Origin of the sequence: Gallibacterium salpingitidis, assembly GCF_030517105.1 — a bacterium.
GTDB lineage: Bacteria > Pseudomonadota > Gammaproteobacteria > Enterobacterales > Pasteurellaceae > Gallibacterium > Gallibacterium salpingitidis.
The window spans coordinates 1,104,414-1,123,625 of the sequence record NZ_CP103875.1; the positions used below are offsets into that span (position 1 = coordinate 1,104,414).

The 19,212-nt window shown below is 36.4% G+C and carries 16 protein-coding genes and 1 tRNA gene; 2 read left to right on the top strand and 15 right to left on the bottom strand.

From position 1 onward, the window contains the following. Position 1: 1 nt before the first annotated feature. The 6 genes from trpB to NYR30_RS05330 form a co-directional block, all read right to left on the bottom strand. Entirely contained in the window at positions 2-1,195 is a 1,194-nt protein-coding gene (trpB, locus tag NYR30_RS05305) for a tryptophan synthase subunit beta (protein ID WP_066113123.1), read from the bottom strand. Between the two features lie 9 nt (positions 1,196-1,204). Beyond that, complete coding sequence (gene trpCF, locus NYR30_RS05310; RefSeq protein ID WP_066113121.1) at positions 1,205-2,629, bottom strand: bifunctional indole-3-glycerol-phosphate synthase TrpC/phosphoribosylanthranilate isomerase TrpF; 1,425 nt, start codon at positions 2,627-2,629, stop codon at positions 1,205-1,207. Positions 2,630-2,639: 10 nt separating this feature from the next. Next, on the bottom strand, positions 2,640-3,641 hold the full coding sequence (gene trpD / locus NYR30_RS05315) for an anthranilate phosphoribosyltransferase (protein WP_066113119.1): 1,002 nt from the start codon (positions 3,639-3,641) through the stop codon (positions 2,640-2,642). A 24-nt stretch (positions 3,642-3,665) separates the two neighbouring features. Beyond that, positions 3,666-4,259 carry an aminodeoxychorismate/anthranilate synthase component II gene (locus NYR30_RS05320; protein WP_066113118.1) on the bottom strand — a complete coding sequence of 198 codons (594 nt, stop codon included), beginning with the start codon at positions 4,257-4,259 and terminating at the stop codon, positions 3,666-3,668. A 9-nt stretch (positions 4,260-4,268) separates the two neighbouring features. Continuing rightward, a complete protein-coding gene (trpE, locus tag NYR30_RS05325; protein ID WP_302502222.1) occupies positions 4,269-5,810 on the bottom strand; it encodes an anthranilate synthase component I in 1,542 nt (513 codons plus the stop codon). A gap of 594 nt (positions 5,811-6,404) precedes the next feature. Beyond that, entirely contained in the window at positions 6,405-7,058 is a 654-nt protein-coding gene (locus tag NYR30_RS05330) for an IS1595 family transposase (RefSeq protein WP_115241497.1), read from the bottom strand. A gap of 104 nt (positions 7,059-7,162) precedes the next feature. Here NYR30_RS05330 and NYR30_RS05335 point away from each other — a divergent pair, with 104 nt between their 5' ends. Beyond that, positions 7,163-7,771 (top strand): glutathione S-transferase, encoded by a 609-nt coding sequence (locus tag NYR30_RS05335; RefSeq protein WP_066112780.1) that lies wholly within the window; start codon positions 7,163-7,165, stop codon positions 7,769-7,771. A 15-nt stretch (positions 7,772-7,786) separates the two neighbouring features. Here the strand turns inward: NYR30_RS05335 and NYR30_RS05340 are convergent. From NYR30_RS05340 to smrB, 4 genes are all read right to left on the bottom strand, one after another. Beyond that, a tRNA-Val gene (locus tag NYR30_RS05340) sits at positions 7,787-7,863 on the bottom strand. A gap of 124 nt (positions 7,864-7,987) precedes the next feature. Continuing rightward, positions 7,988-8,977, bottom strand: a complete 990-nt coding sequence (locus NYR30_RS05345) for a nickel/cobalt transporter (RefSeq protein WP_066112781.1) — start codon at positions 8,975-8,977, stop codon at positions 7,988-7,990. After that, a complete protein-coding gene (locus NYR30_RS05350) occupies positions 8,968-9,540 on the bottom strand; it encodes a DUF1007 family protein (protein ID WP_302502225.1) in 573 nt (190 codons plus the stop codon). Before NYR30_RS05350 ends, NYR30_RS05345 begins: the two co-directional genes overlap by 10 nt. Positions 9,541-9,592: 52 nt before the next feature. Beyond that, a complete protein-coding gene (smrB, locus tag NYR30_RS05355) occupies positions 9,593-10,120 on the bottom strand; it encodes an endonuclease SmrB (protein ID WP_082987407.1) in 528 nt (175 codons plus the stop codon). A gap of 106 nt (positions 10,121-10,226) precedes the next feature. Here smrB and prmB point away from each other — a divergent pair, with 106 nt between their 5' ends. Continuing rightward, positions 10,227-11,189, top strand: a complete 963-nt coding sequence (gene prmB, locus NYR30_RS05360; RefSeq protein WP_066112784.1) for a 50S ribosomal protein L3 N(5)-glutamine methyltransferase — start codon at positions 10,227-10,229, stop codon at positions 11,187-11,189. A gap of 48 nt (positions 11,190-11,237) precedes the next feature. On the opposite strand, the gene gloB is transcribed toward prmB, so the two are convergent. The 5 genes from gloB to NYR30_RS05385 form a co-directional block, all read right to left on the bottom strand. Then, positions 11,238-11,936, bottom strand: coding sequence for a hydroxyacylglutathione hydrolase (gloB, locus tag NYR30_RS05365; protein ID WP_066112785.1), 699 nt, complete (start codon positions 11,934-11,936; stop codon positions 11,238-11,240). Beyond that, complete coding sequence (gene recD / locus NYR30_RS05370) at positions 11,930-13,858, bottom strand: exodeoxyribonuclease V subunit alpha (RefSeq protein ID WP_231923820.1); 1,929 nt, start codon at positions 13,856-13,858, stop codon at positions 11,930-11,932. Before recD ends, gloB begins: the two co-directional genes overlap by 7 nt. Further along, positions 13,855-17,448 carry an exodeoxyribonuclease V subunit beta gene (recB, locus tag NYR30_RS05375; protein ID WP_066112787.1) on the bottom strand — a complete coding sequence of 1,198 codons (3,594 nt, stop codon included), beginning with the start codon at positions 17,446-17,448 and terminating at the stop codon, positions 13,855-13,857. Before recB ends, recD begins: the two co-directional genes overlap by 4 nt. Before the next feature lie 63 nt (positions 17,449-17,511). Continuing rightward, positions 17,512-17,868, bottom strand: a complete 357-nt coding sequence (locus NYR30_RS05380) for a DsrE/DsrF/TusD sulfur relay family protein (RefSeq protein WP_066108588.1) — start codon at positions 17,866-17,868, stop codon at positions 17,512-17,514. A 9-nt stretch (positions 17,869-17,877) separates the two neighbouring features. Next, positions 17,878-19,185 (bottom strand): NCS2 family permease, encoded by a 1,308-nt coding sequence (locus NYR30_RS05385; RefSeq protein WP_066112788.1) that lies wholly within the window; start codon positions 19,183-19,185, stop codon positions 17,878-17,880. Positions 19,186-19,212: the final 27 nt, after the last annotated feature.

Below are 19,212 nucleotides of genomic sequence, written 5' to 3' on the forward strand. Positions count from 1 at the left end.
ATTACGCTCCTTTCCCATTTAAAATTTTATCTACCGTAAAAATATCTTTATCACCACGTCCTGACAAATTAACCACTAAAATTTGTTCTTTTTCCGGATCTTGTTTAATTAATTTCAAAGCGTGCGCCAAAGCATGCGAGGATTCTAATGCTGGAATAATCCCTTCATGTTGCGCTAATTCTTGGAAAGCATTTAATGCTTCTGCATCAGTAATGGAAACATAATTAGCTCGTCCCGTACTATGTAAATAGGCGTGCTGTGGCCCAACAGACGGGAAGTCCAAACCAGCAGAAACAGAATAAGATTCTTCAATTTGTCCATCAGCTGTCTGCATTAATGGTGATTTCATACCAAAATAGATCCCGACTGAACCATGCCCAAGCGGTGCACCATGTTCACCTGTTTCAATGCCTTTTCCTGCTGGCTCAACACCAATTAATTGTACGGAAGTTTCATCAATAAAATCAGCAAACATACCAATTGCATTAGAACCACCACCAACACAAGCGATTACCGCATCTGGTAATCTTCCTTCACGTTCTAATACCTGACGTTTAGTTTCTTCCCCGATCATTTTTTGAAACTCACGCACAATAGTTGGGAAAGGGTGTGGGCCAGCGGCGGTACCTAACAAATAGTGTGCTTTGTCATAATTCGCTGACCAATCACGCATTGCTTCACAACAAGCATCTTTGAGCGAGCAAGAACCTTTATTTACCGAAATAACTTCTGCCCCCATTAAGCGCATTCTAAATACATTTGGCGATTGTCGTTCAACATCTTTCGCTCCCATATAAATGCGACATTTTAAGCCAAGCATGGCACAAGCAAGAGCAGTAGCAACACCATGCTGTCCTGCGCCTGTTTCCGCAATAATTTCAGTTTTACCCATACGCATTGCTAATAACGCTTGTCCTAATACCTGATTAGTTTTGTGCGCTCCGCCATGCAATAAATCTTCACGTTTTAAATAAAGTTTAGTTTTTGTACCTTTGGTTAAATTACGGCAGAGCGTTAATGCAGTAGGACGACCGGCATAATTTTTCAATAGATCATTAAATTGACGTTGGAATTCAGGATCTTGTCTAGCTTCAACAAAGGCTTGTTCTAATTGCTGTAACACTGGTACTAGAATTTCCGGAACATACATGCCGCCAAATTCACCAAAATAAGGGTTTAATAATGTATCACTCATAGTTTTATCCTAATTCTTAATAATTTTTGCAAAAATGGTCTGTAACTTTGTTGCATCTTTAATACCGGCTTGGCTTTCTACACCAGAATTAATATCGACACCTAAACAACGTTGTGCAATAGCATTTTCAATATTTTCGGCATTCAACCCGCCAGCGAGCATAATTTTGTGTTTGTACTCTTCGGGCAACAATGCCCAATCAAATGTCTTTCCAGTACCACCTTGTTGAGTCTTAACTTTGGCATCAAAAACATAACGATCAACATTCTCATCTGATTGGAATTGTAATTGCTCAGTTGAGGTATCAATACTAACTGCACGCCAGATTTCGCAATCTTTTGGTAGCTGCTGGCGCAATTCTTGAATAAAGTCTGTTGATTCATCACCATGTAATTGCACTGCAAATAGCGATAATTGTTGTACTAATTTGGTAATCAACTCTAGCTCTTGATTTTGGAATACACCAACATAGCGTAATGGTGCTGCAGTAGTAATCTCTTGTGCTTGTCGTAAACTAATACAACGAGGAGAGCGTTCAGCAAAAATTAAACCACCATACAAAGCACCACATTGATAGGCTTGTTGCGCATCTTGCGGACGAGTCAAACCACAAACCTTATTTTCACCATAAATAATCGCCCGTACTGCCGAATTAAGATCTTTACTTCCCATTAAACTGCTGCCAATCAGAAATGCATTGACATAAGGTTTCAGTTGTTGCACTTGTTGATGCGTATAAATACCTGATTCGCTGATAATAATGCGATCTTCAGGAATTTTTGGCGCTAAATGTAAGGTACGTTGTAAATCGACAGAGAGATCATGCAAATTACGATTATTGATACCAATCACTTTTGCATTAAGAGAAATCGCACGCTGTAATTCTGCTTCATTGGAAGTTTCTGTCAGCACGCCCATGCCTAATGAGTGAGCTAGATCAGCCAAAATACGATAGGTATTATCGTCCACAACAGAAAGCATAAGTAAAATCGCATCTGCTTGATAATAACGAGCTAAATAGACTTGATACTCGCTAATCATAAAATCTTTGCACAATACTGGTTGATGTACCAATTGTCTTACTTTTGGCAAATAAGCAAAATTTCCTTGGAAATATTTCTCATCAGTTAAGACCGAAATAGCACTTGCATAATGACGATAAACGCCAGCAATACCTTCTAAATCAAACTCTTGTCTAATCAAACCTTTAGATGGCGAAGCTTTTTTGCATTCTAAGATAAATGCTGGTACTTGATGAGTGCCTTGTGCTAAAGCATGATAGAAATCACGATCACTTGATTCAATCTGATCTTTAAATTGTGACAACGGGAATTTTTTTTGCTGTTGTTCTACCCAAAGTAATTTATCGGCAACAATTTTCTGCAATACAGTTGCAGTAGATTGCATAGTTTGTGAAAAATCCTGTGTAATCATAACTATTCCATTAATATTGTGCTAATCGTTCTAATGTAGCAAAGGCTTTACCGCTAGCTAATTGTGCTAAAACTTGTTGTGTAGTTTGTTTTAGATCTTGATAGCCGAATAATCTTAATAACAGAGCAGTATTAGCTGCGACTGCATTGGCATGAGCTTCATTACCTTTTCCTTGCAATAATAAACGTAATATTTGTGCATTTTCTGCCGGTTCACCACCACGAATGGCTTCTAATGATTGTGGTTTTAAACCGAAATCACTGGCAGTTAATGTATAACGTTCAATTTTACCATCCACAATTTCAGCAACTTCTGTCGTGCCATGTAAAGCAACCTCATCCAAACCACTACCATGAATAACAACGCTATGCTGATGTCCTAATGCCAATGCAGTTTCTGCATAAGGTTGTAATAGTTTTACATCATAAACGCCTAACATTTGATGTTTTGGTTTTGCCGGGTTAATAAGTGGACCAAGAATATTAAAGATTGTACGTGTTTTTAATGCTTGGCGTACGGGAATGGCATGTTTAAAACCGCGATGATATTGTGGTGCGAATAAGAAACAAATACCAATTTCGTCTAGCGCTTGACGTGCCGTAGCTGCATCAAGATCTAAACGAACATTTAACGCCGAAAGGACATCACTCGATCCTGTTTTACTCGATACACTACGATTACCATGTTTAGCCACTTTTGCTCCCATACTGGCAGCAACAATTGCACTCGCTGTGGAAATATTAATGGTATTAGCACCATCACCACCAGTGCCCACAATATCGGCAAACACATAATCTGGTGTAGGGAAAGGTTCAGCTGCATTAAGTAGAGCAGTTACCGCTCCACTAATTTCAGCAACAGATTCTCCTTTAATTTTTAAAGCAATTAGTGCAGCGGCTAATTGTTCGTTACTTAGTTGTCCTTGTACAATCGCACTAAAAAGTTGTTCACTTTGTTCTCGGCTTAGCGAGTCTCCGTTAAATAATGTTTCAAGTATTTGTTGTATTTCCATAATCTTTTTCCCCAATTTTTATTATTATTGTTGATGTTGTTGTACTAATAACCAATCAATTGCTTGTTTCAATAATTGCCCACCTTGTACAGTTAAAATAGATTCTGGGTGGAATTGAAAACTACAAATCGGTAAATCACGATGGCGAATCGCCATAACAATCCCATTGTATTCTGCATTTACTACTAACTCATCAGGTAACTTAACCCCCATCAATGAATGATAACGAGCGACGGGTAGAGGATTGGCTAAGTCCGAAAACATTGCTTGATTATCATGAGTAATTTTTGAAACTTTACCATGCATAACTTCACCAGCATGCACAATTTCACCACCAAATGCTTCGATAATTGCTTGGTGTCCTAGACAAATTCCGATGATCGGACAGCGATTTTTTAATGTTTCAATCAACGGTAACATATTTCCTGCTTGTTGCGGATTACCTGGTCCAGGAGAGAGAGCTAATATTGTATCTGGTTGTGTTGTTGCTGCTTTAATAAGGGTTTGTAAGTCACAATCATTACGATACACTGTCACGTTATGACCTAATACACGAAATTGATCGACTAAGTTATAAGTAAAAGAGTCAAAATTATCTAAAAAAAGAATATTAGCCATAATACATCCTTACGCTTGGCAATTGGTTTGTTTAATTGCTTTGATGACTGCTGCCGCTTTATGACGTGTTTCATCCGCTTCCATTTGCGGATCGGAATCTAATACCTCACCACAACCTGCTTGAATATAAGCAATGCCATTTTGTACAAATGCTGAACGAATGACGATACAAGTATCAAAATCACCATGTGAAGAGAGATAACCTACCGCACCGCCATAACTATGACGACGCTGTTTTTCCACCTGATAAATAAGCTGCATCGCTTTAATTTTTGGTGCGCCTGTCAAAGTTCCCATATTCATACAAGCTTGATAAGCATGTAAAGCATCCAATTCTGGTCTTAATTGACCGACAACACGAGAAACCAAATGCATAATGTGAGAGTAACGATCAACTTGCATCAACTCAGCCACACGACGAGTACCACTTACACAAACTCTAGCAATATCATTACGTGCTAAATCAACTAGCATCAAATGTTCTGATTGTTCTTTATGGTCTAAACGTAATTCTAATTCCAAACGCGCATCCAATTCAGGATCAATTTGTCCGTCGCTATTGAAACCACGTGGACGAGAACCGGCAATTGGATAAATTTCTAGCTGACGAGTTGCTTGGGTATATTTCAACGCACTTTCCGGTGAGGCACCAAATAGGGTAAAGTCATCGTCCTGCATAAAAAACATGTATGGGCTTGGATTGTTATGCTTTAATTGATGATAGGTCGCCAACGGACTAGGACAAGCCAGAGAAAAACGGCGTGAAGGCACAATTTGGAAAACATCACCAATATTAATATGATGTTTCAAACGTTCAATAATGGCTTTAAAGTTATAATCATCAATATTTACCTTAACAGCTGTTGATGCTGTTTGCTTAGCCAACACTGTTTCTACAGGTTGATTGAGTTGATAAGCTATCGTTTTTGCTTGTTCTGAAATTGATATTTTTTGTGTATTATCAAAGATATAAGAATAAAGTTCTGCTTTTTCTTTTTGATGATCAATGACAATTAATTGTTCAGCAAGATAAAAACTATAATCCGCAGAAGTTAAACCATCATCTTCTAAAGTAATTTCCTGCATAGGAATAAAATTTGCCACTAAATCATAAGCAAATAAACCACCTAGATAAATAGGTTTCTCATAAGATTTATATAAATCTAATATAGTACGTAAGCCATCAAATACGGTTAACGCCTGCAATTTACTATCTTCATCTAATTCATTATTTAATACAGGAAACACCACTGTTAATTCTAAATCGGTTTGAGTAACGGTAAGAGTAGAGTGTTTTTTGAATTGCTGCACTAATTGCTTAATAACTTGTACACCGTTTGCAGTTAATGCTTGAAAATAAACTTTTTGTTGTTCACATTTCACTTTCAGCGCAGATTTGGCAATTAACAAACTCTTTATACTATTTTTACTACCAATTTCTGCAGAATCTAATAATAGTGTATTGTTTTTACCTTCACATAAACGTGCGAATAGTGATGTTGTGTCCGCTTGATAGGGAATCGCTTGTTGAATAACTTCTAAAAAAGACACGATAAAATCCTCTTAAACTTCCTATATATGTTGTACTAGCAAAATAGTACGCTTGAATATATCGAAAAGCAAGCCTGATTTTTAGATTAGAGAAAATAATTCACCTCTTTAATTTTTCTCGCATAAAAAGCAAGCAATCTTTCAAAACCATAAATCTTGCTCATATCTTTAAACACAAAAGAAAAGTCAAAACTCGCACTGAAATTTCTGAACAGAAAAATATTGAACAGCAGCAATATGAATCACAGGAAAATTATCTTATAAGAATCGCATATCAAAACAGACAAGAAATACAGAAACAGAAATCACTTAAAAACAAAAAATGATTTTATAGCGAAGTCTGCAACAGAGAGATAGATCTTACTTAAAAATAACAGAGTAATGAATAAAATCGCATCATCAATATCACAAATTATATTATTTAACATAATATACATTATATAAAGGAAGTTATCTGGTTAAAAATAAGGTTTTTTATGTTAAATACATGAATTTTAAAAGAATTGGTTATCTTATGATTTTGCATAGACTCTGTAAACCAATGATTTATTTTGCTCTCAATAATATTAATATTGGGGCTGAAGTAGATTAGCGTTAAATCTGACACCATTTCCGCAGGATTTTGAGCTGTTGAGATGGTGTCCCATAATTGAAACGAAACTCACATTCTTTCAAAAAAAGAGGGAAAGATTTTCGATCAATTCCATTATACTTTCTTAGCACACGCTTTGCTTGATTCCAAAAATTCTCTATCCCATTAATGTGATTTCGCCGCTCAGCAAAATGAGTACTGTGGTTAATTCTATAATGCGTAAACTCACTAACATCTAGCACATCATAGCTATGATAACAATCTGTATAAACAATGCTATCTGGTTGTATTTTCTTTTTAATAACAGTAAGTAAGGTATCAGTCTTAGTGTTTTGTACAGTTACTGTGTAAACTTTTCCATGGCGTTTAAGCATGCCAAACACCACCATTTTACCAGCTGCACCCCGACCTCTTTTCCCTTTTCGCACACCACCAAAATAGCTTTCATCTAACTCTACTTCGCCATCGAAAAGTTCATGTGCTTGTAGTGCTAAATGATGGCTGATAACGAGACGAATTTTTCGATAAAACAAGATGGCAGTATTGGCTTGAATGCCAAGCAAATCTGCTGCTGATCGTGCTGTTACTTCTAATACAAAAAATTCAAGCAGTTTTCTTTGTATAGATTTCTTTAGTTTACAATTGGTTATCTTCATTTTTGTAGCTTAGCATAAGTGCTAATCTACTTCAGCCCCTTTTTTTTATCAGAATACAGTAATATTTACTTGGTAATTTCAATTGTAATAACAAGGAGAACATTATGTATTCACTTTATGTTAGCAAACCTCTCTCTTCGTGGTCATTACGCCCTTGGATTTTATTAAAAGAATTAGGCATTCCATTCGAAGATAAAGAAGTGACTTTTTTAGAAGATAGAAAACAACAGCAACAACAATTTTTACAATTTTCACCAACAGCAAAAGTGCCTGTATTACATGATCAAGAACAAATTATTTGGGATAGTTTGGCAATTATTGAATATATTGCAGAAGATTATCCACAGGTGTGGGCAGAAGATCGTTATGCACGAGCTTGGTCACGTAGTGCTTGTGCAGAAATGCATTCTGGATTTGCAACATTACGCCAAACTTGTGGTTTTGATCCCTTAGTTCATACCCCGCTTAAAGAAGTTTCGGATCAAGTTGCAACAGAAATAAAACGTATCAACCAATTATGGCAAGAAGGTTTAAATAGATTTGGTGGACCTTATTTGGCAGGTAAAAAATTCACAGCTGTTGATGCTTTTTTTGTCCCAATTGCCAGTAGAATTGCTACCTATGGTTTAGAAAGCTATTTCAGCGACTCACCCCTTGCTTATCAACAAAAATTATTAGCGTTGGATAGTTTTAAAGAGTGGATAAAAGGATAATTAATAAAATTAAGATGGTGCGACCGGGTGGACTCGAACCACTGACCCCCACCATGTCAAGGTGGTGCTCTAACCAACTGAGCTACGGTCGCATCGTGAAATGCTTCGCCATTATAGTGTGCAAATAGAGAAAAGCAAACTTTTTTCAAAGCAAAAGAAATTAAGTGCTTAAAAAGAAAACAAAAAATAAGTTACTACATTAAATAGGCGTTACTCTTATCCAAACAATGCCCTACCGCCGCTAATAGGTAATGTTGAACCATATAATAAAGCAATTCCCATATAGATTAACAGCATACTAAAAATCACTTTAACCCAGTATGAAATTGCTTGGTTATAGTGAGGTTGTAGATACCATTTACTTAATTGAATTGCCCTTGTTCGTGCAAATAATACTAATAAAGCAAAACCTGTTAAGGTTAATCCTGTTCCAATCGACATCGCGATAACTGCCAACATACCATATGAATATAGTTTCAATAGATATGAGAGAAACAACACTAAAATGGCTCCAGAACAAGGTCTTGCTCCAATACTTAAAATTAACATTAGTTGTGATTGCCAATCTTTTGATTGTTTCAATTGCGTTGCTGATGGCAAATGTTGGTGTCCACACGAACAATTTTCCGCATGATGTACACTTATTGGTTGTAATAAATGGTGTGTTGATTGTGGTAAGGAATGACATTTTTTGATAGTAATCTTGGGTGCTTTTTGCAGACGATATTGCTGATAAGTACGCCATAACCACCAAATTCCTAATAAGATCATCAGGCAGAAACTCATTCTCTCTAACCATTGTTGTGATAACTTATAAAAATAGGTTGGTAACTGAAAAATGACGATCACAATCGTGGTTAAAACGATAGCCACAATACCTTGCACCAATGAAGATAACATTGCCAATGTCATACTTTGTTTTAACTGACTTTGATTAGTGGTTAAATAACTCGTCAAGATAAATTTGCCATGCCCAGGTCCAACAGCATGAAAAATACCATAGCCAAAACAGAGCAATACCAGAAAGAATGGTGTGTGAGTGTCTGAATGATTGATATTCTGTAATGTGGTGCTAATGGCTTGATGAAACCAACGCTGAATATTAAAAATAAATTGAAAAAAAGAAGGATAAAATAGCATTAAAGTAATAAGTGCTATCCCCATTAACAGTAATATAAAAAGTGTAATATTGCGAATTAAGGACATGATAATTTTACCTTTTGTGCAAAAAGAATGCCAAGAGAAGTGTCTTCTTCTGCATTTTTATCTAAACTTGCTGCATAATCTTTCATTGTGGGATTTGACTCTGGCTCAATAATTTTCAGCTTGCAAGTGGTTTCTCCCAGAAAACTCACATCTTTCGGTGTTAGATATAGCATGGCAATATAATAAGTCGGATCATAAACTAATAAGGTCGCTGTTTGATGAGTAAGTTCATGAGGCGTACTCAATATTACATCAAAATTAATTTGTAGCTGTCTTTTGTTGATTATTGTTAATTTGGTATTTTGAGGGTACTTACTATATTTAATCGGACGATGATTATCATCATAAAAATAGGCAAAATAGTGTTGCCCGACAATATTTTGCATAATTTCATTGGTAAGTTGTGCTAATTTTTGTTGCTTATTTTTACTGGTTTCAATTTCATAAATCACTTCAGACGAAGAAATTTCATCCATTAACCATTGCATTCTAATCCCAGTAAGTTTACCTTGCTCAACCAAAAATTGACTTTTCATATCAATAAAAGCATGTGGATGAGCCATAGCAGTAAGGCTTAACAGATAACATATTAAAATCGTAAATAAATAGCGCATCTTAAATTACAACTTCACCAATATCGACCAAAATTAAAATTGCAGCATCACCACCCCACTCTTTAGGGGCTTGATGAAAGGCTATCACTTTTGGATGCTGTACCAACCAGCGAGGAATTTGATTTTTTAGGGTAAAACTACCGTAGCCGGTCATAATGCAGGCACAAGGTAAATGTTCTTTTTCACAGGCTAGCAATAGTGCCGCCAATTCTTGTTTTGCTTGCTCCCTAGTTAATCCATGTAAATCTAAAAATAGATCTGGCACAAAATCACCACGACGAAGTCGTTTTAATAAATAGTGATCATCGCCTTCACGTAGATAACGGCTGCCGGTTTCATCTAATAATGGCTCATACTCATCAGAAAAATAGAATAACGTATCCTCTTTTTCGCGGAGTTCTCTTTTTTCTTGTTGCTGTTGCTGTTGTAAATTATGTTTACGTTGAAGAGAAAATGTGACAGTGTCTTGTTTTAATGGTTTGACATCTTTAACAAATTCCTGAAATAACGATTGCTCCTGTGAATCCATGATTATCCTCATCAATTTTAATTGGGCGTCATTCTATCACACTACCATCTCTTTCTGAAAATATGGTATAAATAGACCTCTTTTATTTTTATTAACAGTGGATGCTATGACTGAACAACAACTTTTTAATCAAGATATTATCGAAGAAATCCAACTACATTCTCCACTACCAAATTTACATACAATTCAAGATTTTCTGCGTTGGACTTATAGCTATTTCAATGCTTCAGATATTTTCTATGGACATGGTTTTGACAATGCGTGGGATGAAACATTACAACTGGTTTTATCAACATTACATTTACCTTTAGATGTACCAAGTGAATTATATCAATCTCGTTTAACTGATATTGAAAAACAAAAGCTATTATCACTTGTGATCGAGCGCATTGAAACTCGTAAACCTGTCGCTTATTTGACACACTCTGCTTGGTTTTGTGGTTTACAATTTTATGTTGATGAACGTGTTTTAGTGCCACGTTCACCAATTGGTGAATTGATTCAAGATGGTTTTACTGGTGTTGTACGCAGCGAACCAAAACGTATCTTGGATATGTGTACTGGTAGCGGTTGTATTGCGATTGCTTGTGCAGATAAATTCCCAAATGCAGAAATTGATGCAGTAGATATTTCTCTTGATGCACTAAATGTGGCGGAAATTAATATTGCCCACCACCATTTAGAACATCAAGTGTTCCCTTTGCAGTCTGATCTTTTCGATAACTTACCACACGATGGTTATGATTTGATTGTCAGCAATCCGCCATACGTAGATGCAGAAGATATTGCTGATATGCCAGTCGAGTTTTCTCACGAACCGATTTTAGGATTAGAAGCTGGTCAAGATGGGTTAATCCTAGTGAAACGTATTATTGCGCACGCAGCAGACTATTTAAATGATAATGGTGTGTTAATTTGTGAAGTGGGAAATAGTATGGTGCATCTTGTGGAACAATTTCCAAATGTTCCATTTGAATGGATTAAATTTAAAAATGGTGGCGATGGCGTCTTTATGTTGACAAAACAGCAATTATTGAATGTACAAAGCCAATTTGCGCAATATTTATAATAAACTATAAGAGATGAGATAAAATTCTCATCTCTTATTCATCATCTATTAAAATTTATCCTTTGCTTGTCGCAACGCAATAAAACTCTCCAAATTTTCACAACGTAAAAATGGATTTAATGCTTTTTCTAAACCTAATGTTGTTGGTAATGTTGGGCGTTGCTCTGCTCTTAGTTGTTCAATCTTTTTAGCATATTCCGTTAATGCAACAGAATTTGCTACAGATTGTGCAAAACGTAAATTACTCAATGTATATTCGTGTGCAGCACAAACAATTGTGTCATCTGGTAATTGCTTAATTTTTTGTAATGAAGCAAACATTTGTGCATAGTCACCGGTAAATACTCTGCCACAACCCAAAGAAAATAAAATATCACCACAAAAAAGGTGATTATCAACAAGATAGCTAATATGGCCAGCAGTATGCCCACCAGTCATCAACACGTGAATAGTATAATAAGGTGTATGATGGATACCAGAATCCACTAGATGTGTTGCTAATTTAGAACCAACTTCTGTAGGTGCATAAACTGGTACATGTGGATATTTTTTACGTAATTGTGCCACTCCACCAGTATGATCGGCATGATTATGCGTGACTAAAATGGCCTCTAATTTTAGGCTAGACTTTGCCAAAAAATTCTCTACAGCCTCTGCTGTGGCAGGATCTATTAATAAAGCGTGCAGGTTATCGCGACTATAACACCAAATATAATTATCACTTAATGCTGGAATAGCGACTAGCATCTTATTCCTCCAAAATATTGCTTGATCTGTTCTGCTAATCCACTACAACGAACGGTTTGATTCCGTACTGCCATTTGCCAAATATCCTGTTGGCTAAATACAGTAAATTGCTGTTTAGCTCGTGTGATTGCAGTATAAATTAACTCTTTACTAAGTAGCGGATTATACTCTTGTGGCAAAACTAATACAGCATGATCAAACTCTGAACCTTGCGATTTATGTACCGTCATCACATAAGCAGGCTCAACACTAGGCACTCTGCTAGTAAGTACACTACGAAAACCGCTTTCTGTTTCAAACCAAACTTTTAAATTCCCTTGTTCATCTGGCAACACTAAGCCAATGTCGCCATTGAATAAACGAATATTATGATCGTTCTGCAATACAATAATTGGCTTCCCTAAATACCATTCATAGGCAAAGCGGAAATCTAGTTGTTTTTGATAACGCAGCATTTCGGCAATTTTCTGATTAAGCTGTTCTACGCCTAATGAACCCGTACTTAGGGCGCTTAACAGACGACAACGCTTAAAATATTGAAAGGCAGTTTGAATTTCCGTCAAACTCCAATTTGTTTGCTGTTTCACATAACGAAAATAATCACGATAAAGCTCTGCGGCAAATTGAATCACCGGATAATTATCACTCGGTTGATGTGCAAATAACGGAAAAGCTTGGATATCTGAATATTGTTCAAACAGTTGCCAACTCTGCTCTGCTTGCCGTTGATTGACTAATTTTGCGAGCTGTCCAATCCCAGTATCAGCATTAAAGCGATAACTATGTTGCAAATGACACAAACTATCACGAATAAAGTTATTTTCGGTAGTATCAGCCAATTGTTGCTGACAAACTTGTTGAAAATAATGATTTTGTTGCTGACTATAATCAAATTGCAAAAATTGCCCCAATTCAGACATGATTGAACCGGTTTCAACCGATGCTAATTGGTCTTTATCACCAAGAAAAATTAAACGTGTTTCTGAATGTACGCCTCGCAATAATGTTGCCATCAATGACAGATTAATCATTGAGGCTTCATCAATCACTAATAAATCGACGTTCAAGGGACGTTGCTGATGATATTCCGGTTTCGCATTCGGTTTCATGCCCAATAAGCGGTGAATTGTGGCAGCCTCTTGTGGTAAGCTCTGCTTCAATTCAAGCGGTAAATTAATTTGCTGAATGGCTTGATGTAATGATTCCGTTAATCGAGTGGCTGCTTTACCTGTTGGCGCTGCTAAACGGATAGTCAAAAACTCTTTATCTTGCAGCTGTTGTAACCATTGCAAACCCAACAATAGTTTTGCCACTGTGGTTGTTTTTCCTGTGCCCGGCCCACCTGAAATAAAGGTAATAGTGCGTGAAAAGGCAGTTGCTACCGCAATTTTCTGCCAATCAGGATGCTGCTCATTCTGTGGAAATAGAGTTGCTAAAATCTGTTCAATTTCTTGAAGCTGCAATGGCGAATAGTGAATTGTTTGGATCTGGCTTAAACGTTCCGCAATATAGTGCTCATCTTGCCAAATACGGTGAAAATATAGTGCTATCTGCTGCTGCAACGGACGCATAACGATTGGTGTTACTTGTTGTTCTTCAATAGAAAAAGCAGGATGCTGCACTAAACTTGTTTGCCAACTCGTCCACTGTGATGACAAAAACTGTTGCAACTGTTTTAATAATTGTTGTTGTTCACTGGCGAATTTTAACTCAAACGGATTTTCATAAAGATGCTGATCAAGTAATAAACAGCTATGCCCTTTTTGATGCACAAAACTTAATTGTGCCGCTAAAAAAGTCGCTAAATCATTAATAGGTTTATCAACAGTCGTACCTTGCTGGTGAATAAATTTGGCAAAGTAGTAATCAATATTTTCAATTATCTCTTGATCACGTAATTGTTTTAATAGTGCTAACATCATTCACCCCATAATTGATCAAGTTTTTCAATTAATACTGTTGCAGGTTTTGTGAAAAATATTCCTGTGTGCTGCTGAGTATCAGGTACTGCCATACCACGTAAAAATAGATAAAAGACACCGCCAAAATGCGTTTCATACTGATATTCGGGATCATTGAGTTTTAAATAGCGGTGTACTGCCAATGTATAAATCAAATACTGCAAATCATAACGCTGTGCTGAAATAACTTTGCGTAAATTCTCTTCTTGATAACAAGATAACTGCTCTCCCAAGAAATTACTTTTATAATCAATAATATAATAATGATTATCTCGTCTAACTACTGCATCAATAAAACCACGAATAAAGCCTTTAATCTCATCCACACGAATTGGATAATGTTGATCATATAATGGATGATATTGGCTTAAAACGGAATTAAATTCCTGATTATTAAATAATTTTCCTAATTTTAAGTAGAATTGTAATTCGGTTAATTTATCTCGTTTGCTGATTTGATTTAAACAACCTAATTCAGGTAGAGGTTGTTGTAAAATTTGCGTGAACCATAGCTGTAATGGTGATAGCCAAGTTTCTTCTAAATTAAGCGCTTGGCAAATCGTTGTTAGCGAATCAATGCTGATAGGTTGGGTGAAATCCAACTTTTCTAAATAACTATGCAAACAAGAACCTACCACCGCACCTTTAGGAAAATCAAAAGGGGAAAAACCGGTTGGATAGTAATGAGATAATTCTGTATCGGTAATCGTTACTTCACTATCATTATGCCAATTTGATGATAAATCCTGATCAAAATGATCTTGCCCTATATCAGCAAAATGCTGCGTATAAAGTTCCTGTAATTTTGCTTGTAACGCAGAAAAACTGGTCACTAACCAATTTTTTTCAATATCTTGTGAAAATTGACGAACAGTTAAGGTCGGCGTATTTGCTAAATTTGGTCGCCAATTGTCATTGTATGGCAATTTATTTGTCATAGTGACTTGCCAATGTTCAGGTGAAAGCGCTCGATCAAATAATTCTGCATAGTGATTATGTGCCGAAAAATCCGCTTTCTCTCCTTGTAGCAGTAAATAATCCAATGGATTTAATGTCGCTAGATTGCTTTTTTCATTAAACATTGGTTCAGCGGGTACTCCAACAACGAGTTGATATTTAGCTCTGGTCAAAGCAACATATAACAAGCGCATATCTTCCGCATTATTTTCTAATCGTGTTTGTTCCGTATGCTCTTTCAGCATATCCCACATCAGCTGATTTTGCTGATTGTGATAAAACTCGGCTTTACCCGCAACTTTTTTCGTTAAAATAAACGGTAAACAGACAATGGGGAATTCTAGTCCTTTCGATTTATGAATCGTGATAATTTTCACCACATTTTGCTCACGTTCCAGACGTAAGCGATTTTCTTCATTACCTTGAACACCGCTTAATTGCTGCTGATACCAGTTCAATAATGCTTCTTCATTTTGCTGTTGATTCATCGCTTGCTGCAACAATTCACTTAAATGTAATAAATCCACTAAGTAGCGTTCGCCCAACTCAAACTGTTGTAAACGTTGTGGAATCTCTTCCGTTTGATAAAGTCGATACAGCATTGGCAAAACTCCTTGTGTTTGCCAAATATGACGATAATTTAATAAGCGATCGATCAATGCTGCCCATTGAGATTCATCTTCTTTTAATTGATAAATTTGTGCAGCGTTTAAGCCCCATAAAGTCGAACCTAATGCAGACAATACCGCACGTTCACTAAATGGAGTAAAACAAGCTTGCAAAATAAGCGCCAAATCTCGAGCTGTAGTAGTCTCAAACACATTCGATTGTTCTGATAAAAACACTGCCGTAATGCCTTTTTTCGCTAACGCATTACGGATAATTTGGCTTTCATCTCTGCTTCTTACTAATACTGCAATATCTTTGGCGGCAACGACTTGCTGCTGGCTCTCAGGATCTTCAATAAACAAGGCTTGTTGCTGCTCGGCTGCTTTAAGCAATTGTTGAATATGACAAGCAAAAGCTTCTGCCATTGCCAGTTGATAAGACTCTTTATATTTTATTTCTTCATTTAGCTGCAATATTTGCCAAGGTTTTTGTCTTTTTTGCGCAATAGCTAAATAACCTTGACGGTGTGCTGAAATAAGTGGGAATTGAATATTAGTTAAATAAAACGGATTTTGTGCTTGTGAAAAGAGTTGATTAATACTGTCAATCAAAGCAACAGAAGAGCGATAATTGTGTTGCAAGGTATAAATATGTTCAATGTGGTTATTTTGCTGATGATCCATAATCGACAGATAAGTAAAAACATCAGCACCACGAAAGCGATAAATGGCTTGTTTTGGATCACCGATTACAGTGAAACCTGTCACTTGTTGATCCGATATTGGCGATAGATAAATTTTCTCGAAAATCGTTAATTGAACAGGATCGGTGTCTTGGAATTCGTCAATCATCGCAAAAGGATATTGCTGACGAATTAAACGGATTAATTTCTCTGCTTGTGGTTTAAGCAGAACATCACGCAATACACGCAGCAAATCATCAAAATATTTTTCATTATGTTGATCTTGATAAGCAAAAATGCGCTCACGTAAAGTGGCAAGATAAAGATAATTCATCCCACTAACATAAGCTGTATATGAAAATTGCTCAAAAAATTGCTCTAATTTAAACACTAATTCTGGCAGCTGAACCTCTTTACCTTTATAAAATTTGATTTCTGTTAGCGTTATTGCCTGCTGCATTCTTTGCTTAATATCGCTATCTTCGGTAACTGATTGGCAATAGGCAGTGATTTTTTCATTACTTCTTTTCTGAACATTATCGCGATATTGATTAAACCATTGTGTAAATTCGGCAAAATAGCGCTGCTCAATAGCAGTAAACTCATCTAACTGCTGCTGATAATAACTTAACCCTGCCTGGAGATCCGTAAATGGTAATGCAGTCGTAATTTTCGGCATTTCACCAGATAGCAAAGCCTCATTTGCCTTAAAAAAGGTATCCGGCGATTGAAAAATATCGGTAACGATTTGCGCTTGTGTTGCGGAAAGTGAATAGAATTGTTCACGCCATAATTGATAATTAATTTGTCGTAACTGTTGTTGATTGGCTTCACTGACAGAAAAATTAAATGTTAAACCAGAGTCAAACGCATATTGACGTAAAATACGCTGGCAAAAACTATGAATAGTGAAAATCGCTGCTTTATCAATATATTGTGTTGCAAAAGTTAAACGTTGAATAGCTAAATCTAAATTGTTTTCCAGATAAGGCAATAATGCGAGTAATTCAGCATCCTCAATTTGCTGTTTATCTTGATGTTGCTGATATTGCTGTAGTAATTTTAACCAAGATTGAATCCGTTGATTAATCCGCTGCCGTAATTCTTTGGTTGCATCTCGAGTAAAAGTCACCACCAAAATTTGCTCAATATCCAATGGCATTGGAAAATTATTTTCTCCAGCTTGTAATAATAGGCGCAGATAGAGAGTAACCATCGTATAGGTTTTGCCTGTTCCCGCTGAAGCTTCAATTACATTATTTTGTGCCAATGGCAATGAAATTGGATTAAGTTGTGTTGTCATATCTTGATTAAATATAGAGAGAAAAACGCCGATCTCTATTGAATCGGCGTTATTTGGTTATGTTTAGAAAGTAAGGACTTTATCCGCCCATAGTGTCCATTCAGCAACATCAGCTAATGTACCGAGCGTTACTCCGTCAATTAATGGATGTTGTGATACTGCACGAGCATTAGTACAAGTTGTACATAATTTTACTTCTACGCCTAGTCCAGTCAAAATGCTCAATAGTTCTTGAACATTACCACCTTCTTTCGGGTTTTGTCCTTTTAATCCAGACAACACAGCGTCAGAAAAACAGAAAATTTTCATTTCTACGTCTTTAGTATGTTCTTCTTTTAAAGCTAGCGCAAAACGTAACGCATTAAAGGTTTTCTCGCCACCATATGGAGAATCATTTAAGATATAAAGTAATTTTTGCATACTAAATCCTTAATCTACTAAGATAATTTTGAGTAAGAATAAAACTGCAATTACCCATACTGGAATACTGACGTCTTTAGCTTTACCAGTGAATAATTTCATTACACAGTAACTAATAAAACCAAGAGCGATCCCTTCGGTAATCGAATAGGTAAATGGCATCATCGCAGCAGTAATAAAGGCTGGAGTTGCTTCAGTTAAATCATCCCAACGTACTTTAATTAAGCTAGAGGACATTAAAATACCTACATAAATCAAAGCACCTGCAGTGGCATAAGGTGGCACAATCGCCGCTAAAGGTGAAATAAAGATAACTAATAAAAATAGGATACCTACCACTACTGCTGTTAAGCCTGTACGACCACCAACAGATACGCCTGCGCTACTTTCAATATATGCAGTTACAGAGGAAGTTCCTAAATAAGCACCAGTTACAGAACTAATACTATCCACATATAATGCTTGTTTCATTTTTGGGAAAGTGCCTTGTGCGTTGCTAATACCTGCTTTATCAGTAACACCTAGTAAAGTACCTGATGAGTCAAATAGATTAACTAGCATAAAGGAAAAAATAATGCCTAATAAATCACCTTGTAATGCCCCGGTTAAATCTACTTCGCCCACAACGGAAGTAATGCTTGGTGGCATAGAGAAAATGCCTTGGAACTGCGTTTTGCCCAACAATAAGGATAATACGGTAGTAACAACGATTGATACCAATACCGCAGCATGGATTTGCTTCGCTCCTAAAATCACAATGATAAAGAAGCCTAAAATACCTAATAATACTGTTGGTGAATGTAAATCGCCTAATGACATTAATGTAGCTTCATTTGGCACAATGATACCCGCATTATGGAAGCCCATTAAGGCAATAAACAGACCGATACCTGCTGTAATACCCACACGTAAACTCAACGGAATAGCAGCGATAAGCCAATAACGAATTTGGAATAAAGTTAAAGCTAATAGGCCAACCGCACCCCAGAAAATGGTACCCATACCCACTTGCCAAGATAACCCGATTTTACTAACGACAACATAAGCAAAAAAGGCATTTAGCCCCATTGCCGGCGCTAAGGCAACGGGCAAATTAGCAAATAATCCCATAAAAATACTACCAAAAGCAGCGATTAAGCAGGTAGTAACGAAGACAACTTGTGTATCCATTCCTGCCACCCCTAGAATAGATGGATTAACGAATACAATATAGACCATAGTGAGGAAAGTTGTGATCCCAGCGATAATTTCTGTTTTCACATTGGTATTATGTTGTTCCAAGTGAAAAAATTTCGCCAAAAGACTTTGATTTTGCATAAAAAAACACCTGTAGAATAAAGAAAA